This is a genomic window from Pseudomonas sp. LB3P25 (assembly GCF_054897985.1).
In genome coordinates this window covers 2,629,069-2,650,877 of the sequence record NZ_CM142711.1, presented here as the reverse complement: position 1 = coordinate 2,650,877, position 21,809 = coordinate 2,629,069, and the positions used below count along the sequence as shown (strand labels likewise).

The following is a 21,809-nucleotide window of genomic DNA, read 5'->3' as shown; positions in this document are numbered from 1 at the left end:
GGCGGCGATGCCCCCCTGTGGGAGCGAGCCTGCTCGCGAAAGCAATCTCACATTCACCATCTTCGTTGAATGTCAGACCGCTTTCGCGAGCAGGCTCGCTCCCACAGGGGGCATCGCCGCTCCCACATTAGATTTTCTGTAGGCGGACATGCCCGTCAGGGTCTACTAGCGTGATAACTAACTCATAGCTGGCGAGCGTGGTGTGCGGGGTCTGGAGCGGATGGTCGTGGGTCGCGGTCACCACGATCAGGCCCGCGCCCGCCGCCTCGGCGGCGAGAATGCCCACGGTGGCGTCTTCGAAAATCAGGCAATCGGTCGGTTCAACGCCCAACCGTTCAGCGGCCAGTCGATAGCCCGCAGGGTCCGGTTTGCCAACACTGACGTCTTCGGCAGTGACCATCACCAAAGGCTCCGGGATGCCCGCCGCGGCCATCCGCCGCAGCGCCAGTGCCTTCGGCGCCGAGGTGACGATAGCCCACTGGTTGGCGGGCAGCGACGTCAGGAAATTCGCCGCGCCTGGCACCTCGATGATCCCCTCGACATCCTCGATTTCCGCCTCGGTGATGAACGCCGCTTCAGCCTCGGCATCCACCCCGGGCAACGCCAGACGATTGATGGTGTCGATGGCGCGAACGCCATGGATCGTTGGCAGGAATGAGTCGACATCGACGCCGTGGCGCAAGGCCCAGGCCGCCCAGATCCGCTCGGCAGCGGCGATGGAATTGAGGACGGTGCCATCCATATCGAACAGAAAAGCGCGGTACGGGGTGTTGAAGACAGATTTTTGAGCAGACAAGGGGGAGCTACCTCTCGCAAGTGCCAGGCGGGTTCGCCGAACAATGTAGCATTTGCGAGGAGCTGCCGAAGGCGGCCCGAGCCTTCGGCAACGCCTGCAGAGGATCTCCTGACTAAGCGGGACGCGGTGCTTCAACAGGCGGGGTGCCGTCGTGAAACATCGTCTTCAGTTGAGCACGCAGTTCCGGTGAATCGGTGTGCTTGTGAACACTGACCGCATGCTGTGCGGCGGCCTCGAGCAGTTCGTTTTCAGAGTCTGCGGACAGAGCGACCGAGCATTTGGCATCGCTTGGAAACTCGCGGCAGTCGATGTATTTACGCGCCATGATCTTCTCCTCCCTACGACGAAGGCAGGCCGTGGCCTGCGTGAACGATCACTCGACGCGCCACCCCATACATCAAACACGATTGCATGTCGCACCGAGTGTGCCGACTATTGAAGTATAGGCTCGCCACAAGGGGCATCGTGACAGGCTTGCAAATACCCCGAATCTCCCCGGAGCTGCCGCAGGTTCTACAGGGTACGTTTCGACTTCAAGGCACCTTCCACACAGTCCAGCAACTGCCCAAGCGCCCACGGTTTCTTGATGAACGACACCGAATGCCTGATCCCGGCGCTTTCCGGCGTTTCGAAACCGGACATGATCATGATCGGTTTGTCCGGCCATCGGTCGCCAAACAGATTGGCCAGGTCCGCGCCATTGAGTTTGCCCGGCATGGTGATGTCCGTGAGCAACAGACAGACGCCGTCCGAATGTTGCTCCAGGTACGCGGATGCGGCATCCGCGCTGATCTGCGGTTCGACCACAAAGCCTTCGTCCTGAAGAATTTCGCTGAGAAACTCCAGGATCAGCGGGTCGTCCTCAACCACAAGAATCAACCCGCCAGGAAGGTGTTCACCCACCGTCGATATTGGACTCATGACCGTGACACTCCCTGATTGCCTAAATGATTTCGCGGGCTTAAATCCGCTGCCTATCACGTATGAGCAGCGGACTCGGCGGAAAATTCATTTTGGATACAACCGGGCGATTAAATCAGGCGCCATACAGAGATGTATGGGCGCCTGCAAACCAGGGTCTGGCCTTGTAGGAGGGTGATCGGATCAGTACGACGGGGTGTCTTTTTTCATGGTGTCCTTGGACATCGCGTCCTTCTTCATTCCGTCCTTTTTCATTTCGTCCTTGCTCATGGCGTCTTTCTTCATCGCGTCCTTGCTCATGGAATCCTTGGACATAGCGTCCTTTTTCATCGTGTCTTTCTGCATAGCGTCTTTAGACATTGAGTCCTTGCTCATGCTGTCGTTGCTCATGCCGTTATTGGTTGTTGCATCGGCGGCAAACACGCTGGCGGCGCCAAACGCCAGGCACATGGACAGTACGGTGGTCGCTAATTTTTTCATGATGAAACTCCTTGAATCACAGGTTGCGAATGAGCGCAGCGGGCGCTGCGCAGTGAAGTGGCCAGGCGCCATCAGCTACCACCGAACCAGTTGTAGCCCTGGTCTTCCCAGTAGCCACCCGGATAGGTGTTGGTGACGAAAATCGCCTGAATATGTTTGGGATTCTTGTAGCCCAGCTTGGTGGGCATGCGCAGCTTCATCGGGAAGCCGTATTGGCGAGGCAGCACCGCTCCGTCATAGGTCAGCGTCAACAAGGTTTGCGAATGCAGTGCGGTGGCCATGTCGATGCTGGTGTAGTAGTCGTCCGCGCATTTGAAGCCGACATATTTGGCATCCGTGTCGGCACCGACCCGCTTCAGGAAGTCGCTGAACCATACGCCGCCCCAGCGCCCGATCGCGCTCCAGCCTTCGACGCAAATGTGCCGGGTGATCTGTTCGGTCTGTGCCATGGCGCGCAGCTCTTCGAGCCGCCAACTGCGCTTGTCCGCGACCAGCCCGGTCACTTCCAGTCGATAATCGGTTTCCTCGACGACAGGCGCCTCGTCAATGCCGTAAAAGGCATTGAACGGAAACGGCCGGGTGATCATTGACTCGGGATAGGTCGGCGCCAGTGCATTGGGGTTGAACAACCAGCCCTGCACCCGATCGTTGAACCGGGACATGGAGGACAACGCGGTTTCGACGCTTTCGTTGTCGGTGAGGTTGCAGCCGGACAACATGGCCACGCCGCCGAGGGTCAGGCCGCGCATCAGAAACGAGCGTCGTGACCGGTCCTCGATCTGTGGTGCAAGGATCTTTCTGGCGTCTGTCAGGATGGACGACTCGTCCAGTCCTGAGCCTTGAATGCGCTTTTTCATACCTGCTCCTTGCGACCGACAATCATGGCCCACAACGTTTTGGGAACCAGCGCGACCATCACCAGATGAACCGCGACAAAGGCCACCAACAGCGACATCGCGATGAAGTGCACGTGCCGTGCGCCTTCGTAACCGCCCAGCAGTTCACGCAACAGCGGAAACTGGACGGACTTCCACAACACCAGCCCGGAAATCACCAGCAGTGTGATATCGACCATTACGAACAGGTACGCCACCCGTTGCACCTGGTTGTAATAACTCAGATCGGCATGCCCCAACCGCCCTCTCAACGCGGCCCATAGATCATGCAGGACACCTTTAGGCGAAACCGGGAAAAAGCGCCGTTTCAGACGACCACTGACGAGGTTGATGATCAAGTAGACAAGCCCGTTGACGGCCAGAAACCACATCGCCGCAAAATGCCATTGCAACGCGCCGCCGAGCCAGCCACCCAAGGTGATCGTTTTGGGAAAACTGAAGTCGTACAGCGGTGAAGCGTTATAGATTCGCCAACCGCTGGTGACCATGACCAGCACCGCCAGGGCGTTCAGCCAATGGGTCAGCCGTAGCCAGCGGGGATGGCTGCTGACGGCGGGTGAAGCAGGTAACGGCGACATGACGGGCTCCCGGCGGTTGATCGTTGGAGCCGATTATGTGAGCCGATAGATCGCCAAATCCTCACGTAAAGTTAAATTAAACGTGATAACTCTCGGCGACTTGCAGCGGTCCTTGCACCGCAATTGTGTTTAAAATGCCGCCCCCTCAAATTGCCGACGCTGCCCGATGAACTCAGACGCCCTCTCCACCCTCCACGACCATTTAATGACGGCCCTGGCAACGGCCCCCGCAGAAACCCGCCGGCTGTTCCACGGCCGTGGCCGATGCTGGCCGGGACTGGAGCAATTGACCGTCGACTGGTTGCAGGGCGTGGTGCTGGTGTCACTGTTCAAGGAACCTGAAGCGTCGCAACTGGAAGCGTTGAAACAGAAGCTGATGGACCTCACGCACTCGCCTGCGTGGACGCAATCCGGCGCGCACACGCTCTTGCTGCAACATCGCTACCTGCTGCAAAGCACCACCGAGTGGCTATTGGGGGACGCGATCGACGAGATGACGATCACCGAGGGCGGCCTGCATTACCGCGTGGACCTGGGCCGCAAACAGAACACGGGGCTGTTCCTCGACATGCGTTATGGCCGCGACTGGGTGCGGGCCAATGCCCAAGGCAAGCGCGTGCTGAATCTGTTCGCCTACACCTGCGGATTCTCGGTAGCGGCCATCGAAGGGGGTGCGACGCACGTGGTCAATCTGGACATGTCCAGCCCGGCCCTGAGCCGTGGCCGCGACAATCACCGGCTCAACGGCCACGACCTGAGCAAGGTGACGTTCCTCGGTCATGACCTGTTCAAGTCCTGGGGCAAGGTGATCGGCAAGGGCCCTTACGACCTGGTGATCATCGACCCACCGTCCTTTCAGAAAGGCAGTTTCCTGCTGACCAAGGACTACCAGCGCGTGCTGCGCCGACTGCCGGAATTGCTCAGCCCTCAGGGCACGGTGCTGGCGTGCATGAACGATCCGGCGTTCGGTGCGGACTTCCTCATCGACGGCGTCACTCGCGAAGCACCGAGCCTGCGTTTCGAGCAACGGCTGGACAATCCACCGGAGTTTCCGGACGCCGATGTTGAATGCGGGTTGAAGGCGTTGGTGTTCAAACTGGGGGATTGAGTTCTGCTTTCTGTGGGAGCGAGCCTGCTCGCGAAGGCGTCGTGTCAGCCGACATCAATATTGAATGTGCCGGCCTCTTCGTCGGATCGCCGCCCGGAGCCGGCTCGCTCCCACAGGAGACTTGCAGTGCTCCCTCCAGTCAACGCGGCTGCAACACCAAAGCAAACAACTCACCATGCCCATTCACATTGAGCTTGTGATAGAGATTGCGCCGGTGCACCTTCACTGTCTCCGGGGAAATGCCCATCTGCTGGGCGATGGCCTTGCTTGAGAAACCCTGAAGAATCAGTCGCGCCGTTTCGATTTCCCGTACCGACAGGCGCGCGTCGAAGCGATCCAGCAGGGTCGCCAGATCCCCGGCCACCGGCTCGGCGGTCGGTCCTTCTGGCGGCAGCAATTGCAGGTGACGGCGCATCGCTGCCAGCACCCAGTCACGTACGCAAAGCAGGCGGCCTTGCTCCTCAAGCGTGAATCGCGTCGAGCGTCCCAACGACAAACCGAGCACGGCGCCATCGACGTTGACCATGAACTGCAACTCGTCACCGCCCACCACGCTGCGGAAGTAGCTCAGGAAGTACTCGCTCTGCTGGAACTGGTCGGGGGCCACCGATTCGAGGCTGTGCAGACCGTCGGCGATGCCGGCACAGGCGGCCTGATAAAACGGATCGAGCAGGTACATGCCGGCGCTGTAGTCCGCCAGGTCTTCATGCTCGGCAGCACCGCCCTTTGAGTCGAAATCGATCAGCAGACGCGGCACCCGCCCGGCCCGCATCACCGCGACCAACGCGTTGTCCAGCGGCACCAGCAACCGCAGGGTGTCCACCAGTGCACGCCAGAAGCCGTCCTGCCCCAAGGCACCAAATACCCGCGCCAGCCCTTGGTGCACCGGTAACTCTTTCAACAACGCGTCCACGCACTACCCCTTTCGAGTAACCCATGATGGGAATGGGTGAGTCCACTCCCTGCCGATACGCTGCAAGCACCTGATCATCACCGGCCTGCAGCAGGCCAGGAGTGCCGCATCATGAGTCGTCATCGCTTGCATATCAATCTTGGACTGGGCGCCTGCTTGTCGGTCTCGCTATCGGCAGTTGCCGCCGAGGGCCCGACGGTTCACGTCTACAACTGGTATGACTACATTGGTCCCACGACCCTGCAGGATTTCAAGCGCGACACCGGGATTGCGCCGGTCTACGACACCTTCGACAGCGCCGAAGTACTGGAAGGAAAATTGCTCACCAGCCGCAGCGGATACGACGTGGTGGTGGCGAGCAACTTCAGCTTGCCGACCCTGATCAAGGCCGGTGCCCTTGCACCTCTGCCCCACGCTCAGATGCCCGACTTCAAAAACATGGACGCTGATCTGTTGGCGAAACTGGCCAACAACGATCCGGGCAATCAGTACGCCGTGCCGTATCTGTGGGGCACCAACGGCATCGGCTACAACATCGACAAGGTCCGCGCCGCGCTGGGCGACAAGGCGCCGGTGGATTCCTGGGACCTGGTGTTCAACGAAGCGAACCTGGCCAAGCTCGGCGAGTGCGGCGTGGCCATGCTCGACTCCCCGGCCGAGATGTTGCCGGTCGCCCTGCACTACCTCGGCCTGCCACCCAACAGCACCAACCCCGAGGACTACAAAAAGGCCGAAGCACTACTGCTCAAGCTGCGTCCGCACATCGCTTACTTCAACTCATCCAAGTTCATCAGCGACCTGGCCAACGGCAACATTTGCGTGGCGGTGGGTTGGTCCGGCGCGATGCTGGAAGCCAAGACCAATGCCGAGCAGGCGAACAACGGCGTGAAGATCGCCTACAGCTTGCCGAAGGAAGGCGCACCGGTGTGGTTCGACACCCTGGTGTTGCTCAAGGACGCGCCGCATCCGGAACAGGGTTTGGCCTTCATCGACTACCTGATGCGCCCGGAGGTCATCGCCCCCGTGAGCGACCACCTTTCCTACCCCAACGGCAACCGCAGCGCGACGCCACTGGTGGCCGAAGCGACCCGTAACAATCCTGCCGTGTATCCGTCGGCCGAAGCCATGGCCACGTTATTTACCCTTCAGCCCCTGCCGCCTGCCACCGAGCGCGTGCGGACGCGGATCTGGAGCAAAGTGAAAAACGGTCAGTGAACCCGATGGGATCTGTAGCAGCTGTCGAGCTTGCGAGGCTGCGTTCGGCTCTGTAGCAGCTGTCGAGCTTTGCGAGGCTGCGTTCGGCTCTGTAGCAGCTGTCGAGCTTTGCGAGGCTGCGTTCGGCTCTGTAGCAGCTGTCGAGCTTTGCGAGGCAGCGTTCGGCTCTGTAGCAGCTGTCGAGCTTTGCGAGGCAGCGTTCGGCTGCGAAGCAGTCGTGAAATCAGGCAATGCGGTGTTTCAGGTAGACCGAGATTTCAGGATTTACGACTGCTTCGCAGCCGAACGCAGCCTCGCAAGCTCGACAGCTGCTACAGGGATTGCGTTAGCCAATAACTTTTTGGATGAATTGAAGATGAGAGAAACGATGAAACCACGTGCCCGCGACCTGAACATCCCGTTCGGCCAACTGCAACCCGGCCCGCTCAACGCCATCACCGATGTGCCCGGCGTACGGGTCGGCCACAGCAATGTGCGAGGACGCACCGCCAACGGCCGCGACATCCTGACCGGCGTCACCGTGATCGAGCCGCGTGCCGGTTCCACCAGCCTGCAACCGTGCTTTGCCGGCGTCCATGTACTCAACGGCAACGGTGACGCCACGGGTCTTGAGTGGATTCGCGAAGCAGGCCTTTTGACCAGCCCGATCGCCTTCACCAACACCCACAGCCTGGGTGTCGTGCGCGATGCGCTGGTGACACTGGATCGCCAGAACCAGCCCGATGACGGGCGACTCTACTGGAACATGCCGGTGGTGCTGGAGACCTTTGACGGTCTGCTCAACGACATCAACGGTTTCCACGTGAAGCCTGAACATGTGGCCGAAGCCCTGCGCACGGCGGTGGGCGGTCCAGTGATCGAAGGCGCCGTCGGCGGTGGCAGCGGCATGATCTGCCACGAATTCAAGGGTGGAATCGGCACCGCTTCGCGGCGTCTGAACAGTGCTCAGGGCGGCTGGACCGTCGGCGCTATCGTCCAGGCCAACCATGGCATCCGCAACGAGTTGCGCGTCGACGGTTACCCGGTCGGGCGCTACATGGAAAAGGCCGACTCGCCGTTCCTCAAGGCGTCCTTGCCGCATCCGGGCATGGGCTCGATCGTCGTCTGCCTGGCCACCGATGCGCCATTGCTGCCGCACCAGTGCACGCGCCTCGCGCAACGCGCCAGCCTCGGCCTGGCCCGTACCGGCGGCGGCAATGAAGACCACAGCGGTGACATCTTCATCGCCTTCGCCACCGGCAACCAGCACGTGCCGCCGGCCGCTTACGAGAGCAAACGTGCGCCGACCACCGACAACCTGAGCATGGTCAACAACGACCACATCAGCGAGTTGTTCCTGGCCGCCACCGAAGCCGTAGAAGAAGCGATCATCAATGCCTTGCTGGCCTGCGATTCCGACGAGGGCAACGGCCATGCGGTACCCGGACTGGATGCCGGGACGCTGCTCAACGCCTTGCGTCGAGCGGGTTGGCCGGGAGAGCAGGTCTAACAGGATTAAGGCGTCTGGAGGCCGCAAAGAGCTCGCGACCGAGGCCTTTCGCGGCGTCCAGGTGCACCGTCGGATCCTGAATTTCCGATTCGAGCAGCAGCTCGGACGTCACCACCCGCGCACCGCAATAATCAAAAATCCCATGGTCAATCTGCGTCTTCATGGCGTCGGCATAACCGTGCCGGGCGTAGGTGGCAGCGTCGGAACCGCCCACACCGATCAGGTGAACCCGCAGGTGGCCAAGCTTCTTCTCCAGATGGGCATCCGCAGTGAAATCAAACGCCCAGCCGTTGGCGAACACCCGGTCAATCCAGCCCTTGAGCAGCGCCGGCATCGACCACCAGTAGACGGGATAAACCAGCACCACCGCATCGGCGCGGTCTATCCGCGCTTGCTCGGCAACCACATCAGCAGGAGGCGGCGCTTCTCGGTGATGCACCGCCAGATCAGCGGCGCTGAACCTCGGATCGAACCCTTCGGCCGAGAGGTCGGCGATTTCAAAGGTATGACCGGGATCGTCCAGGGCTATGCCCTGAGCGACTTGCGCAACCAGGCTATGGGTAAGCGAACGAGGATCGTGATGAGCCACAACGATAAGCGCGTGCATGCTGGAAACTCCTGATTGAGAGCACAAGGCGGACCTTATATACTCTTGGTAAGTTACGATCAGTAAGTTACTTTTGGTACATAGCCATGTCAACCACCGAAACAGACGCGCAAGATTCCACGCCGCAACCGCGACGACGAATGTCCCGGGAGGACCGCCAACGCCAGTTGCTGGACGTCGCCTGGCAACTCGTTCGGGAAGAAGGCACGGATGCGCTGACATTGGGGCGCCTCGCCGAGCAAGCCGGGATCACCAAACCGGTGGTTTACGATCACTTCACCACGCGACCCGGTTTGCTGGCGGCGCTCTACCAGGACTTCGATGCCCGGCAGACAGCGCTGATGGATGCTGCGCTTCACAGCAGCGAACCGACTTTGCCCGGCACCGCCAGGGTGATCGCCTCGTCATACGTCGACTGCGTGCTGCTTCAGGGCAACGAGATCCCCGGCGTCATCGCGGCACTGGCCAGCTCCCCGGAACTGGAGAAGATCAAGCGTGAGTACGAAGCGATTTTCCTGAACAAGTGCAGAGCCGCCCTCGCCCCTTTCGCTGGCGCGGGTGAGATCAAGGCAGCGGGATTGCGGGCGATGCTCGGTGCGGCGGAAGCCTTGTCACACGCCGCCGCGAATGGAGAAATCAGCGCCGTGCAGGCACAGGACGAACTGTACGAAACCATCATCGCCATGGTCGAAAGAAGTGCCCGTCGCGACGCTGAAAACATCGCGAAAACTGACGCCGGAAAGATGGATTCGACTAGCGGTACTTGAGCGCCAACCCCCAACTTTCTACGATGATTCTACGCAGCCGCTTGTTTGCTCAAGCCGTTGCGTAAGTGGTGAGTGAAATGAACCCCTACCAAGCTCACCACTTGTTTCATGCGCATCTTGAGCCTCGAGGGCTCTACTTCCTCCCCATCAAAGAGCTTTGAGGCTCTTTTTTTATCTGCACGAAATCCAGACAAGAAAAAGCCCGGCATTTGGCCGGGCTTTGCGCTATCTAAAAGACAACACAAATCCCCTGTGGGAGCGGCGGTGCGACGATTCGACTTGCCCGCGATGGCGGTGTTTCATTCAGCATTTATGTCGACTGCTACACCGCTATCGCGAGCAAGCTCGCTCCCACAGTTAACCGAGTTCCCCCAGTCGCTCCCGAACAAACTCATTCGCTTTTCGCGTCATCTGGTCCAGGTGTCGGTCACGCTGTTTTTCCGCATCGTGCATGGCCCGCTTGCCGTGTTTTTGCAGCAGGTACGTATGAATCTGACGCACCTCCAGCGAGCTGTAGATCGACGCCACGTCCAGCAGGGCCATCAAGCCGTCGGTGCCGTGGTCGCGGGTGTTCATCAACACCTGAGTACCGCGCACGCCCAGCACCTGAAATCCCATCGACTCAAAATACGGCACTTTGGCCACGGCACACGTCAACTCGGCATGAGGATAGCGGCCGACCATCTCCCCCAGCATCCGCCGGGCAACACCCTGACGCCGATGGCTGGCACTCACCGCCATATACGCCACCCCACAAGCATCGGGATCGTCCTTGACCGCCAGGTACAGCAAAAAACCGACGACCTTCTCCGGGTCGTCATCGTCGGTCGCGACGAGCAACTCCACTGCAATCCCTTTCGCCCCGTTCAATGCCTCCAGATAGAGGTGAACCTCGTAGCCGATCGCGTACTGGTACACGTTGTACAACAGGTTGCTCGGCGCAATAGCGACCATGCTGATGTCGGTCAGGTAATCGACCACCATCTGCAGGATCTGGCTATTGATGTGCTCGGGGCACGGGGTTTTGAAATGGGTGATCTGGGGCATTGCAGTGGCTGACTCCGGGGGCGAATGTGAAGAGTGTGTTCGCGGGCGTGCCTATCATAACGTGCTGGCGCGGCTTTACCCGCAAACCTGGCCTTGATGATCGTTCCTCCACTCTGCGTGGGGACGATCAACAACGTATTCCCCAACAGTGAGGAATATCCCCCATATGCAAGCGCTGCTTTCCCCCGTCGACGGCATAGATTCAATTCAACTTACTGATTATTAATAATTTTTTTTCCTCTCGTGCATGGTGCGGCTTTTGCATCGGCCCTTGCAGCGCAGCTGCCATTTGGGCATGACGCGAGGGGAAACCATGAAAATCTCACCACCGGAACACCCCTCACCCATCCCCTTTCGGGGTTCGGGCGCCTTCTCCGTGATGCTAATCACCTTCAGCCTGACCACGGCCAGCGCTGCACCGCTCGATGATTTCGGGCCTCCGCCACCGACGGACCCCTCGGCCTTCGCCAATCAGCCCGCCGATCCCAAGGCAGCGCTGGAGGCATTGAAAACCTTGCCGAAGGCCAACCAAGGGGCATTGGCCCTGCCCAATGGTGTGTTCGGTGACAGAGACACGCCGCTGGCCGACAACGTGCTGCCGCCGAACTTGCAGACGTCGTTTAACTTCCCCACTAATGGCAAACCCAGCCCCTTGTTCGGGGCCGAACCGTTCACTCAGCAACTGCTGCTGTTTGAAGAGTTCGGTTCGGAAAAACTCGACCCGACCACCCCGGCACCGCTCCTGACATTCCCGGTACCCACCACCGGCCCGGCCCCCCAGCAGGATCCGAACAACGTCGCCCGTAGCGGTCCGTCGAGTGCCGCGATTGAAGCCTTCATGCGTCAGCCGGGGTTGTTTCCGTTCCCGTCGCAGTTTTCCAATGTGCTGGACCGCAACCCGTGGAAGGCGCAGATCGAAGCCTTCCTCAATCGCCACCCGGTGGGCTCGCCCGCCGAAGGTCGGCCGCCGGGAAAAGGCTGGTCGCATCAGCGCTGGAACGAGTTTTTTCCTCAGGTCCAATTCAAGACCGTGCAAATGGGTGCACGGACCAACCTGGGCCTGCGTGACCGAAAACAATTGCACAACTACGCCAACGGCGAATTCGCGCCCGGCGGTCTCTTCTATCAAACTTCGGACTTCCCTGAAACCGCGGGCACCACCCGGGGCATCGACGTGCGTTTTCACTCCAAAATGCCGGTGCAGAATCACAACTCGCTGTGGACCTTCGATGGTACCTTCCCACCAAAATTGCTGATGGTCCGCAACGGCCAACCGTTGCTGATGCGTCACTACAACGCCCTGCCGATCGACCCGGCGGCCAACGCCGGTTTTGGCCTGCACACCATCACCACCCACGAACACAACGGTCACTCCCCCGCCGAAAGTGACGGCTATGCCAACGCGTTCTTCTTTCCAGGGCAGTACTACGATTATCGCTGGCCGCTGCAACTGGCCGGTTACGACACCATCAACACCTCGGCGCAGGATCCGCGCGCAGCGTTCCCCTGTTCACCGGGCGAAACGCTGTATGTCAACGATGCCAACCCGGGCCTGAAGACGTGTGCAAACGGCAGCATCAAGATCCGTGGCGACTGGCGCGAAACCATGAGCAGCCACTGGTTCCACGACCACATGCTCGATTTCACCGCGCAGAACGTCTACAAGGGCAACGCGACAATGATGAACTACTACAGCGCCCTGGACCGCGGTAATGAATCGGTGAATGATGGCGTCAACCTGCGACTTCCCAGTGGCTCGGCGTTGCCGTGGGGCAACCGCGACTATGACGTCAACCTGGTAGTCTCCGACAAGGCGTGGGATCAGGCCGGTCAGTTGTGGTTCAACCCGTTCAACACCGACGGCTTTCTCGGGGATCAGATGCTGGTCAACTGGCAATACCAACCCCGTTTGAAAGTCCGCGCGCGCAGCTATCGGTTCCGCATCTTGAACGGCTCGGTGTCACGTTTCTTCAAGTTTGCCGTGGTGCGTGAAATCAGCGGCAATGGCGGCGAATTCCCAGGGCCTGCAGGATCGGGGGTGTCCTACAACCGAGTGCCGTTCCACCTGATTGCCAACGACGGCAACCTCATGGAACACGCCGTGCCCTTCGACGGCAGCATGGACCTGGATGGCGATGGCGACCGGCAGGACCACAATGCAATCCTGCCGACGCTAGGCGTTGCCGAACGCTACGACATCATTGTCAACTTTGCGAAAAACGGCATCAAAACCGGCGACAAAATCTACTTCCTCAACCTGCTGGAACACCGAACAGGCAAGAGGCCGGAGAAGGACGAACTGGCGCTGGCGGACGTGTTGTCCGAAAAATACAAAGCCGTGATCAAGCAAACCAGCAAAGGGCCGCAATGGGACAAGGGCGACCCCGTGGTCGGCAAGTTTCTGCAACTGCTTGTGCAGCCCTACGCCGGTCAGGACCAAAGTCTCGACCCGGTAGCCTATGAGCCAGCCAAACCAGGTAAACCCGCTGGCAAAAAAATGATCCCGCTGCCCATCGACCGCGACAACCCGAGCGACCAGGCCAAGCTCAAACTGGCGCGGCATCGCGAGTTCATTTTCGGTCGCTCCGATGGCACCGATGAAGCACCGTGGACGATCAAGACTGACGGCGGTATTGGCTACAACATGGACCCTCGCCGGCTCAGTGCCGCTCCGCAATTGGCCACCGGTCCGACCAATGCCGGGTTCTCCGGAGACGGCACGCTCGAAGTCTGGAAAATCGTCAACGGCGGCAACGGCTGGAACCACCCGGTGCACGTGCATTTCGAAGAAGGGGTCATCCTCAGCCGCGACGGCAAGGCGCCGCCGGAATGGGAGAAATGGGCGCGCAAGGACGTCTTTCGCATCGGCGAAGGCATCGACAGTTCGGAGGATGTCGACGTGGCGCTCCACTTCCGCGAGTTCGCCGGTACCTACATGGAGCACTGCCACAACACCCAGCACGAGGACACCTCGATGTTGCTGCGCTGGGATGTCGAACATCCAGGCCAGTTCCAATTGATGCCAACGCCCCTGCCTGGCTGGGACGGTGTGACCTACGTGAACTCCGTGGCGCTGCCGACTTTCCGCACAGGCAATGACGACGGCGATCACGAAGGCAAAAACAAGAAACCCGTGGCCAACCCTGACAGCGCCACCAGCAAAAACGGCCTGCCGCTGACCATCAACGTGTTGGCCAACGACACCGACCCCGACGGCAACCTGCCGCTCAAGGTGGTGGGTCTGAGCCAACTGAACTCCGGCAAGGGCACGGTCAGCACCGACGGGATTCGTGTGACCTACACGCCACCGGCCATCGTCGCTGCGCCGTTCACGGTAACCTTCACCTACAGAGCCAGCGATAAGCTGGGCGCGGTCTCGGAAAAACCAGCGACCGTGTCCGTGGCGGTCAGCGCGGCGGCGGTGCCAATAGCGGCGCACTAAAGGGAGATCGGTTGGCACTCGGCCTCATCCATCGTGCAGTTCCTCTTGGGGGAGGAACTGCACGACGAGCGCTTACTTCCCAAGCCCCAAACCCAACCGCCCAATGTCATTCAACTCGTCGACCCCAAACGTTCCGTTCCAATGCTGCTCATAGTCCTCCCGCGGAAAATCACTCGGTGAGGCGCCGGCGCAAAAGGCTTTGAAAACATCCTCCGCGTATTGCCGGTTTTTAGGGCACATCGGTGCCGCGGGAACGTACATCACGTTCCCCCAGCCTTGCTGGTTTTGCACCGATGCGACGCTGTGAATTACGTCGCAATGCCACCACACCGAGTCACCGGCCTGGACATCGGGAATCGGACTCATGCCGTCGATCAGCAACGGATGCCATTTTTTCGAGACCGGCAACACTTTGCCAGGCGCAACGCCGCACAGCTCATCCTCCGGGATATCGTTGAGCAGCGGCCGTAAAAGCAGGTAAGCCATGGCATGGGGAATGGGCAACGTGTGCAGCACACCTTGATCGGCTTTCATATCGGAGAGCGCCGTCCAGCCCTGAAAGGTCCGGAACGCCGAACACTTCACCGTGTCCTGGTAGGCGTACTCGTCGACTTCAGTGCGATAGGCCGCATCCCAAGGATCGTAGGACTTGAAGTCGTTGCTGTAGATCTTGTCGAAGACCTTCAAGTAAGACGGGTGCAACCAGCGCTCCAGCGCCCCCGAATCCGTATGGGCGCCGAGCCCTTTTGACGTGGTGCCCGGTGGGCGCCGGCGGACTCGATCGGGATACAGCGCATTCGCGTCCGGATCGAACCATTGCCGGCCCTCGGAATGGGTTTTCCAGAGCCTGTTGAGGAAGGATTGCGCCGTCGCCATGCGTCCGTACTGGCGCAGCTGCATTTGCGAGCGGGACCAATAGATGGGAAAAATCTCGGGGCGCGACGCGTCAAGGTTGCCAAAGAACTGGTCGACCGGGCCTCGATAGATCGCGTCGAAAGCGTTGTCATCCAGGTAGTCCAGCAAGCCCTTGTCCCAAGCGGCGACTTGCTCGGTGGAAAAGTGCCCTTTGATGACCAGGCAGCCACGACGCTTGATCATCGCTAACTCGCCACCCGTGACCGCGCCGTCGGCAATGGCCTGGTAATCCAGGTTTGGCCATGCACTGCCGGCCTGGGCTTGTTGTGCCTTGACCGAAGCGATTTCGGCTTCGATGAATGCGCTGACTTCGGCAAAAAGCGCGTCCACGTCGCCTATTTGCGCACGCAAGGCGCGCTTCATCCGCACGATGTTGTCTTGGTAGTGTTCTGGAAGCACTGCACTTTCGAAGGCGTGATACTTGCTCATGGTGGCGACCTGGTGATTGTTGGTTAAAAACCAGATGCACTACACCACGCTCGCCTTTCTCGACTCAGTGGGTTTTGCAGCGTTCACCCATACGATTGTGGCGTCATGGGTGGGAGCCACTAGCGGAAATGATGCCCATGAAGTTTGCGGAACGCGCTGGGCGTCAGGTTTTTTTGAGCCTTGAACTGTCGGTTGAACAGCGCCAGCGATGAATAACCCACCGTCTCGCAGATCAGCGAAACGTGAGTATTGCCTTGCAGCAACAACGAACACGCCCGGCCGATTCGCAGCCGGGCAATGTAGTCCAGCGCGGTGCAGTGGGTATGGCGTCGAAACATGCGATGAAACGCCGATACGCTGATGCATGCGAGGTCCGCCAGTTCGGGGATCGTCAGTGGCTCGGCGTAGTGAACGTGGATGTGATCGAGCACCCGTTGCAGACGCTCGTCCTCACCCACCCTGCTCACCGGTTCAGTCAGTTCGCCGGGGATGATTCTCTGGGCGGCGGTGTCCCGGGACAACCGGGTCAATACCTGTAGCAGGGAGACCAGACTCTCAGGCCCTTGCTGCACCACCATCGTTTCAATGACCGGCCGCAATGCCTTTGAGACCGGATCACTGAAGTGCACGGCGCACTGGGCGCTCGCCAGTAGCGCTTGCAGCGAAACCAACTCCGGAAACAGCGCAACCAGCGAATCGGCCCACGCCTGGGAGAACCAGATAACCAGCGCGACATGGGGCTTGGCCGGATCGATCAGTTCACCCGAACACCAACTGTGCGGCACGTTCGGCCCCAACAGCACAAGGTCGCCGTCGTCGTACAGCCGCACGTCGCTGCTCACATAACGATGACCGCGGCTGTTGAGCGTCAGGGTCAATTCATATTCCGGGTGATGGTGCCACTCAAACGGAATGTCGTCGGGCAACCGCCGGTTCAGCATTGACCATGACGCATCGACGGACGTGGGGACTTTCTCGAAACTTGGCTTCATAGGCTACGTGGGCATTTGCATGCCCTGGACTTCCCGATCATTGCGGATGGGTTCCCGTTCAGCGGCGATGACCACTTGGGCGACCCCATGCATGTTACCGCTGCGGCGCAACCATCCGAAACCGGATATTGATCTTGTCGGAGACGACACCGTCGGCCCATTCACCTTCGCCGATTTTGAAGTCGCTGCGCTTGAGCGTTAACTGGCCATCGAAAATTCCGATGGCGTTCTTGGACTTCAGGAGCACCGGTACATCCACTACACGCGTAATCCCCCTGAGCGTGAGTTTGCCGGTGATTGAGTAACGGTTGTTGCCCAGTACCTTCACGCCGGTCGACACAAACGTCGCCACTGGATACGTTTCCGTGTCGAACCAGGCTGGTTTTTTCAGTTCGCTGTTGGCGTCGCTGCTTCCGGCATCGATGCTGTCGAGCTGGATAGTCAGCGCGGCCCGGCCTGCTGATGGTTTTGCCGTGTCGAAATCAAGCGTGGCCTCGAACTTGCCGAACGTGCCATATACCCGCGAGGAGAACTGTTTATACGTGAAGGAGATCGTGCTGGCGGTTTCATTCACCTGCGTGTACTCGACCGCCTGGACGCAAGGCAACGCGCCGAATGCAAGGGCGGCAACCAGCACGGCGCAGGTCGGGAATCGATGTTTCATGGGATTCTCCGGTCGGGTCTTGAGCTGAGGCGCCGCACACGTGAGCCAGCGATAGGTGGACTAAAGCAAATAAACGCCGTTAATTCCACCTGCCGCTCAGACTTCCGACCACCTGTCGGCCCACACAAATGTCCGCCCCGATAGGGCCGCTGTCCGGGTGTTTAATGACTGTCCCAACTCACCGCATCGGGAGACCGGCCATGAAATTCGTCATCATCGGAGGAAGCGGGCTGATCGGCAGCAAAGTCTGCAAGAACCTCCAGGACCTGGGGCATGAAGTCATATCAGCATCACCGAGTGCCGGCATCAACGTCATCACCGGCGAGGGCCTGGCGGACGCGCTCAAGGGCGCCGACGTGGTGGTCGACGTGGCCAACTCACCCTCATTCGAGGATCACGCGGCGTTGCATTTCTTTGAGACAGCCGGGCATAACCTGTTCGCTGCCGAGAAGGTTGCCGGCACCCGACACCATGTCGCCCTGTCAGTCGTGGGCACCGAACGAATGCTCGACAGTGGATATTTCCGGGCCAAAATGGCCCAGGAAAAACTCATCAAGGCCTCGGGCGTTCCCTACACCATCCTTCGGGCCACGCAGTTCTTCGAGTTCATTGGTGCCATTGCTTACTCAGGTCGCGAGGACGGCAACACCATCCATTTAACGTCTGCCGCGTTGCAACCGGTGGCCTCGGTCGATGTCGCGGCCGCACTGACGGCTATCGCTCAAAAAGCGCCGATCAATCAGACCGTGGAAGTGGCCGGGCCGGATCGCCGTCCCATTGTCGAGTTCGTGAGTGAGTACCTGAAACACACCAAGGACCCGCGCGAAGCTGTTTCGGACGATACGGTTCCTTACTTCGGTGCCCCGATCAATGACAAGTCCCTCACGCCAGGCGATAACCCCATTGTCGGAGCGACCCGGTTTGAAGATTGGTTAGAGATCGCGCATCCCTCCTGAGTCGCTAGTGGCGATGATGATCAGCGGGTCCAGCGAAACTGAACCCGCTCTCGCCGTCAGGTATCACCCATTCACAGGCAACGGCTGGTTCTTGGGCTTGAGTAGAAAATGCGCCAGTGCCGGAACCAATACCAAAGCGCCCACCATGTTCCAGATGAACATGAACCCCAGCAGAATGCCCATGTCGGCTTGAAACTTGATCGGCGACAGCACCCAGGTGAGCACGGCAACACCCAGCGTAATCCCGGTCATCACCACCACCTTGCCCGTGGAAAGCAGGGCCAGGTAGTACGCATCCGACAGGCTCGAGCCATTGCGCAGATTAGTGAGTGTCACGCTGAGGATATACAACGCGTAATCCACACCGATGCCCACCCCCAATGCGATCACGGGGAGCGTCGCCACCTTGACGCCGATGTTCAGACCTACCATCAAGGCCTCGCACAAAATCGACGTCAGCATCAGCGGCAGTACCGTACACACCACCGCTCGCCAGGATCTGAAGGTGATAAAGCACAGGGCGATGACGGCGGCGTACACCATGAACAGCATCTGCACGTTCGAACGCTTCACCACGATGTTGGTCGCCGCTTCGATCCCGGCATTGCCCGCCGCATTGAGGAATTGGAGCTGATCGGTGTTATGGGTCACCGCGAACTGCTCGACGGTCTGCACCACACTGGTGAGCGTGTCCGCCTTGTGGTCCTTGAGGTAGACATACACCGTCAGCAGGTCGCAGTTCTGGTTGAACAGCTCGCGCGGTGCGCGGGTGATGATCGCGTTCAATAGCCCCTGGTTACGGGGGATCTCATACCAGGTCATGCTGCCTTCATTCATGCCCGCTGCGGCCTGCTTGCTCAGCGCCGCCAACGACGTCGTGGACACCACCCCCGGCAGCTGTTGAAGCTGTGCTTCCAGTGCATCGACCGACACCAGTGTCTGGTAGTTGGCGCAGAAGTACTGCGGCGTTTTCACCATCACCACGTACTTGTCACTGCTGGCGGAAAAGTTGCTGACCATAAAGCGGTTGTCGCTGTTGTAGCGCGACTCCGGACGCAGTTCCGGTGCCCCGGGATTCAGGTCACCGATCTTCACGTGCAGGCTGACGGCAAAACCGGCCACCCCCAGCATCACGGCGATGAGAATTGCACCGCTCGCCCATTTGCGCTCGGTGAATCGATCCAGAAAGGCCCAGAACGGGAGCCGGGCGTGAAGCGCGTCCAGCTGCGAGAACTTGTCGTTAGCCGCTTCACGCTGAGCCGCCGCTTTGCTGACACCGGTGTACGACAACAGAATCGGCAACAGAATCAGGTTGGTGAAAATCAGCGTCAGAACGCCGATTGTCGCGGCGACGGCCAGATCCTGAATCACCGGAATCTTGATGATCATCAACACCGCGAAACCCACGGCGTCTGCCACCAGCGCCATCAGCCCGGTCAAAAACAGCCGGCGAAAAGTGAAGCGTGCCGCCACCAGCTTGTCGGCTCCGCGCCCGATGTCCTGCATGATCCCGTTCATCTTCTGCGCGCCGTGACTCAACCCGATCGCGAACACCAGAAACGGGACGAGGATCGAATACGGATCAAGGTCAAACCCCAAGGTGGGCAGCAACCCCAGCAACCAGACCACGGCGATGATCGAACACAGCAGCACCAACAGCGTGCTGCGAATGCAGCGGGTGTACCAGAACAACACGATGCCGCAAATCACCAGCGTCGCGGCGAAGAACAGCTGCATTTGCCGCATGCCGTCAATCAGATCACCCACCACCTTGGCGAAACCGGTGATGTGGATTTTGATGTTGTCGGTTTCGTACTTGGCCCGAATCTGTTCGAGCTGACTTGAGAGCGCGTTGTAGTCCAGAGGTTTGCCGTCGTCCGAGGTAATGTCCTGAAGCGGCAAAAGCACGATGCTGGACTTAAAGTTAGAGGCCACGAGTCGGCCGACTTCGCCCGATCGTTCGACGTTCTGTCGAACCTGCTCCAGGCTGCCGGCAGAGCCATCGTAGTTGTCAGGGATGACCGGGCCGCCGTCGAAACCCTCCTCCGTCACGCCGATCCAGCGGGTCGCCGGGGTCCACAGGGACTTCATGTACGACCGGTCGACACCAGGGAGCAAAAACACCTCGTCGTTGATTTTCTTGACCGTCTCAAGGTAGGCGGCATCAAAAATGCCGTCCTGCCTGGCCTCGATCGCAATCCGCAAAGTATTGCCGCCCTCCCCCAATTGGCCGCGATTCTTCAGGTAGTTCTGCACATAAGGGTGATCCGTCGGGATCATTTTTTCGAAGGCGGCATTGAGTTTCAAACTCAGCGCCTGGTAGCCGAACACCAGGCTGAGCAAGACACAGATGCCCAAAATGATGCGACGGTGATTGAACAAAAGCCGTTCAACCAGGGTGCCGGAAGAAGGATCGAATGTGTCCGTTTGAGGGACGGTGTGATGCTCGGCAGTGCGCGTAAAGCTGTTCATTGATCGTGCTCCGACGATTCCACTGCGACCACGGACGACAGCATGCCGCGTGCACTGCTGATGATCAGGTCACCGTTCGCAGCTAGCGCCATGCCCGTGAAGTAACCGGGTTGAGTCACTTGAAGGACAGAGGCTTTGGTATCGCCGTCCGCGAAACGCAGCACTCGGCCGGACTCATCGGTGAGCAGGACCGAGCCATCGTCAAGGCGCAGGCCGCTGGTCAAAGTGACGGGCTGCAAGGTGTCGAGGCGCTGCCAGGTATCGCCGCGATCTTTGGACTCGAAGGCTTTTCCACGCAGCCCGAACGCCAGAATCGAACCGCTGCTGGTGGCCTGGAGCCCGAAGGTTGTGCCCTCATAGGGGGAAGTCAGCGACTCGAAGGTCTGGCCCTCGTCACCTGAGCGCAACAACGTGCCCTGTTCGCCGGCGACGAAGAGGTCCGCGCCCACCCGCTCAATGCTGTAGAGATGCAATCCGTTCGGGTTATCGATTCGGGAACGGATCGATTGCCAGCTGAGCCCGCCATCATGGGTGACAAACGCCAGACCATAAGCGCCCACCACCAGCCCGTTTTTGGCGTCCAGGAAGAGCAGATCGAGCAGGGGTTTGTCGGGGCCATCGTCCACCAGTTGCTGTGCTTGAGCGATTTTTTCCGCATCGTCGAAGCGTTTCGCTTCCTGCAATTCGATCCCGGCTGCCTGGACGCCATCAAGTTGCTTGCTCCAGCTCAGCCCGCCATCCTGGCTGTGCAGGACAACCCCGGCGTGCCCGACCGCCCAGCCTTCAAGCTCATCGATGAAACGAACCTTGACCAGCGTCATGCTGACCGGGGAACTGACTTGCTTCCAGGTGCCGCCATTGTCATCAGACACAATGATGAACCCTCGTTCGCCAACGGCCACGAGGCGTTTCCCTGCCCTCGCAACACTCAGCATGACCGACTGCGCCGCCATGGCGCTGGTGATCGATGGCTGCACCGGCAGTCCATCGGTTTGTGCCGCAGCCGTGCCGGTGAGCGCCGTGATGATCGACACGCTCAGCATGAACGCCTTAAACGGGTGCGGATGTAAAAGCCTGGGAGTTTGAATACGCATTTTCGAGCCTCGATGATGCGGTTCCATG

General features: G+C 59.7%; 20 protein-coding genes. 6 read left to right on the top strand and 14 right to left on the bottom strand.

What is annotated here, in order from left to right; translation table 11 throughout:
* Positions 1–127: 127 nt before the first annotated feature.
* The 6 genes from ACYZTW_RS11935 to ACYZTW_RS11910 form a co-directional block, all read right to left on the bottom strand.
* On the bottom strand, positions 128–796 hold the full coding sequence (locus ACYZTW_RS11935) for an HAD-IA family hydrolase (protein WP_462005015.1): 669 nt from the start codon (positions 794–796) through the stop codon (positions 128–130).
* A gap of 112 nt (positions 797–908) precedes the next feature.
* Complete coding sequence (locus tag ACYZTW_RS11930; RefSeq protein WP_008156959.1) at positions 909–1,121, bottom strand: DUF1059 domain-containing protein; 213 nt, start codon at positions 1,119–1,121, stop codon at positions 909–911.
* 188 nt (positions 1,122–1,309) lie between these two features.
* Positions 1,310–1,717, bottom strand: coding sequence for a response regulator (locus tag ACYZTW_RS11925; RefSeq protein ID WP_462005014.1), 408 nt, complete (start codon positions 1,715–1,717; stop codon positions 1,310–1,312).
* Positions 1,718–1,900: 183 nt separating this feature from the next.
* On the bottom strand, positions 1,901–2,197 hold the full coding sequence (locus ACYZTW_RS11920; RefSeq protein ID WP_462005013.1) for a pentapeptide MXKDX repeat protein: 297 nt from the start codon (positions 2,195–2,197) through the stop codon (positions 1,901–1,903).
* Positions 2,198–2,268: 71 nt separating this feature from the next.
* On the bottom strand, positions 2,269–3,054 hold the full coding sequence (locus ACYZTW_RS11915) for a molybdopterin-dependent oxidoreductase (protein WP_462005012.1): 786 nt from the start codon (positions 3,052–3,054) through the stop codon (positions 2,269–2,271).
* The gene (locus ACYZTW_RS11910) at positions 3,051–3,671 is read right to left on the bottom strand and encodes a cytochrome b/b6 domain-containing protein (RefSeq protein ID WP_462005011.1); all 621 of its coding nucleotides are present in this window, start codon (positions 3,669–3,671) and stop codon (positions 3,051–3,053) included. Before ACYZTW_RS11910 ends, ACYZTW_RS11915 begins: the two co-directional genes overlap by 4 nt.
* A gap of 166 nt (positions 3,672–3,837) precedes the next feature.
* Here ACYZTW_RS11910 and ACYZTW_RS11905 point away from each other — a divergent pair, with 166 nt between their 5' ends.
* On the top strand, positions 3,838–4,779 hold the full coding sequence (locus tag ACYZTW_RS11905) for a class I SAM-dependent methyltransferase (RefSeq protein WP_462005010.1): 942 nt from the start codon (positions 3,838–3,840) through the stop codon (positions 4,777–4,779).
* 139 nt (positions 4,780–4,918) lie between these two features.
* On the opposite strand, the gene ACYZTW_RS11900 is transcribed toward ACYZTW_RS11905, so the two are convergent.
* A complete protein-coding gene (locus ACYZTW_RS11900) occupies positions 4,919–5,692 on the bottom strand; it encodes a helix-turn-helix transcriptional regulator (protein WP_462005009.1) in 774 nt (257 codons plus the stop codon).
* A gap of 111 nt (positions 5,693–5,803) precedes the next feature.
* On the opposite strand from ACYZTW_RS11900, the gene ACYZTW_RS11895 reads away from it, so the two are divergent.
* Entirely contained in the window at positions 5,804–6,907 is a 1,104-nt protein-coding gene (locus ACYZTW_RS11895; RefSeq protein WP_462005008.1) for an extracellular solute-binding protein, read from the top strand.
* Positions 6,908–7,274: 367 nt separating this feature from the next.
* A complete protein-coding gene (locus tag ACYZTW_RS11890; protein ID WP_462005007.1) occupies positions 7,275–8,396 on the top strand; it encodes a DmpA family aminopeptidase in 1,122 nt (373 codons plus the stop codon).
* On the opposite strand, the gene ACYZTW_RS11885 is transcribed toward ACYZTW_RS11890, so the two are convergent.
* Positions 8,353–9,003 carry an NAD(P)H-dependent oxidoreductase gene (locus tag ACYZTW_RS11885; protein ID WP_462005006.1) on the bottom strand — a complete coding sequence of 217 codons (651 nt, stop codon included), beginning with the start codon at positions 9,001–9,003 and terminating at the stop codon, positions 8,353–8,355. The genes ACYZTW_RS11890 and ACYZTW_RS11885 overlap by 44 nt on opposite strands.
* 86 nt (positions 9,004–9,089) lie before the next feature.
* On the opposite strand from ACYZTW_RS11885, the gene ACYZTW_RS11880 reads away from it, so the two are divergent.
* A complete protein-coding gene (locus tag ACYZTW_RS11880) occupies positions 9,090–9,770 on the top strand; it encodes a TetR/AcrR family transcriptional regulator (RefSeq protein ID WP_462005005.1) in 681 nt (226 codons plus the stop codon).
* A 357-nt stretch (positions 9,771–10,127) separates the two neighbouring features.
* Here ACYZTW_RS11880 and ACYZTW_RS11875 read toward each other — a convergent pair whose 3' ends face one another.
* Positions 10,128–10,817 (bottom strand): GNAT family N-acetyltransferase, encoded by a 690-nt coding sequence (locus ACYZTW_RS11875; protein ID WP_462005004.1) that lies wholly within the window; start codon positions 10,815–10,817, stop codon positions 10,128–10,130.
* Between the two features lie 313 nt (positions 10,818–11,130).
* Here ACYZTW_RS11875 and ACYZTW_RS11870 point away from each other — a divergent pair, with 313 nt between their 5' ends.
* Entirely contained in the window at positions 11,131–14,259 is a 3,129-nt protein-coding gene (locus tag ACYZTW_RS11870) for an Ig-like domain-containing protein (RefSeq protein ID WP_462005003.1), read from the top strand.
* 72 nt (positions 14,260–14,331) lie between these two features.
* Here ACYZTW_RS11870 and ACYZTW_RS11865 read toward each other — a convergent pair whose 3' ends face one another.
* From ACYZTW_RS11865 to ACYZTW_RS11855, 3 genes are all read right to left on the bottom strand, one after another.
* A complete protein-coding gene (locus tag ACYZTW_RS11865; RefSeq protein ID WP_462005002.1) occupies positions 14,332–15,603 on the bottom strand; it encodes a YbiU family protein in 1,272 nt (423 codons plus the stop codon).
* Between the two features lie 119 nt (positions 15,604–15,722).
* Positions 15,723–16,595 carry a helix-turn-helix domain-containing protein gene (locus ACYZTW_RS11860; protein WP_462005001.1) on the bottom strand — a complete coding sequence of 291 codons (873 nt, stop codon included), beginning with the start codon at positions 16,593–16,595 and terminating at the stop codon, positions 15,723–15,725.
* A 94-nt stretch (positions 16,596–16,689) separates the two neighbouring features.
* Positions 16,690–17,259, bottom strand: coding sequence for a YceI family protein (locus ACYZTW_RS11855; RefSeq protein ID WP_462005000.1), 570 nt, complete (start codon positions 17,257–17,259; stop codon positions 16,690–16,692).
* A gap of 200 nt (positions 17,260–17,459) precedes the next feature.
* Between ACYZTW_RS11855 and ACYZTW_RS11850 the strand changes: the two genes are divergently transcribed.
* Positions 17,460–18,215 carry an SDR family oxidoreductase gene (locus ACYZTW_RS11850; RefSeq protein ID WP_462004999.1) on the top strand — a complete coding sequence of 252 codons (756 nt, stop codon included), beginning with the start codon at positions 17,460–17,462 and terminating at the stop codon, positions 18,213–18,215.
* A gap of 63 nt (positions 18,216–18,278) precedes the next feature.
* Here the strand turns inward: ACYZTW_RS11850 and ACYZTW_RS11845 are convergent, their stop codons facing one another.
* Complete coding sequence (locus tag ACYZTW_RS11845; RefSeq protein ID WP_462004998.1) at positions 18,279–20,687, bottom strand: efflux RND transporter permease subunit; 2,409 nt, start codon at positions 20,685–20,687, stop codon at positions 18,279–18,281.
* On the bottom strand, positions 20,684–21,781 hold the full coding sequence (locus ACYZTW_RS11840) for a WD40/YVTN/BNR-like repeat-containing protein (protein WP_462004997.1): 1,098 nt from the start codon (positions 21,779–21,781) through the stop codon (positions 20,684–20,686). The genes ACYZTW_RS11845 and ACYZTW_RS11840 overlap by 4 nt, the downstream gene beginning before the upstream one ends.
* Between the last annotated feature and the right edge of the window lie 28 nt (positions 21,782–21,809).

Coding starts and splice junctions, on each gene's coding strand:
- ACYZTW_RS11930 (WP_008156959.1), bottom strand. CDS start 1,121: ATGGCGCGTAAATACATCGACTGCCGCGAGTTTCCAAGCGATGCCAAA.
- ACYZTW_RS11925 (WP_462005014.1), bottom strand. CDS start 1,717: ATGAGTCCAATATCGACGGTGGGTGAACACCTTCCTGGCGGGTTGATT.
- ACYZTW_RS11920 (WP_462005013.1), bottom strand. CDS start 2,197: ATGAAAAAATTAGCGACCACCGTACTGTCCATGTGCCTGGCGTTTGGC.
- ACYZTW_RS11915 (WP_462005012.1), bottom strand. CDS start 3,054: ATGAAAAAGCGCATTCAAGGCTCAGGACTGGACGAGTCGTCCATCCTG.
- ACYZTW_RS11910 (WP_462005011.1), bottom strand. CDS start 3,671: ATGTCGCCGTTACCTGCTTCACCCGCCGTCAGCAGCCATCCCCGCTGG.
- ACYZTW_RS11905 (WP_462005010.1), top strand. CDS start 3,838: ATGAACTCAGACGCCCTCTCCACCCTCCACGACCATTTAATGACGGCC.
- ACYZTW_RS11895 (WP_462005008.1), top strand. CDS start 5,804: ATGAGTCGTCATCGCTTGCATATCAATCTTGGACTGGGCGCCTGCTTG.
- ACYZTW_RS11890 (WP_462005007.1), top strand. CDS start 7,275: ATGAAACCACGTGCCCGCGACCTGAACATCCCGTTCGGCCAACTGCAA.
- ACYZTW_RS11885 (WP_462005006.1), bottom strand. CDS start 9,003: ATGCACGCGCTTATCGTTGTGGCTCATCACGATCCTCGTTCGCTTACC.
- ACYZTW_RS11880 (WP_462005005.1), top strand. CDS start 9,090: ATGTCAACCACCGAAACAGACGCGCAAGATTCCACGCCGCAACCGCGA.
- ACYZTW_RS11875 (WP_462005004.1), bottom strand. CDS start 10,817: ATGCCCCAGATCACCCATTTCAAAACCCCGTGCCCCGAGCACATCAAT.
- ACYZTW_RS11870 (WP_462005003.1), top strand. CDS start 11,131: ATGAAAATCTCACCACCGGAACACCCCTCACCCATCCCCTTTCGGGGT.
- ACYZTW_RS11865 (WP_462005002.1), bottom strand. CDS start 15,603: ATGAGCAAGTATCACGCCTTCGAAAGTGCAGTGCTTCCAGAACACTAC.
- ACYZTW_RS11860 (WP_462005001.1), bottom strand. CDS start 16,595: ATGAAGCCAAGTTTCGAGAAAGTCCCCACGTCCGTCGATGCGTCATGG.
- ACYZTW_RS11855 (WP_462005000.1), bottom strand. CDS start 17,259: ATGAAACATCGATTCCCGACCTGCGCCGTGCTGGTTGCCGCCCTTGCA.
- ACYZTW_RS11850 (WP_462004999.1), top strand. CDS start 17,460: ATGAAATTCGTCATCATCGGAGGAAGCGGGCTGATCGGCAGCAAAGTC.
- ACYZTW_RS11845 (WP_462004998.1), bottom strand. CDS start 20,687: ATGAACAGCTTTACGCGCACTGCCGAGCATCACACCGTCCCTCAAACG.
- ACYZTW_RS11840 (WP_462004997.1), bottom strand. CDS start 21,781: ATGCGTATTCAAACTCCCAGGCTTTTACATCCGCACCCGTTTAAGGCG.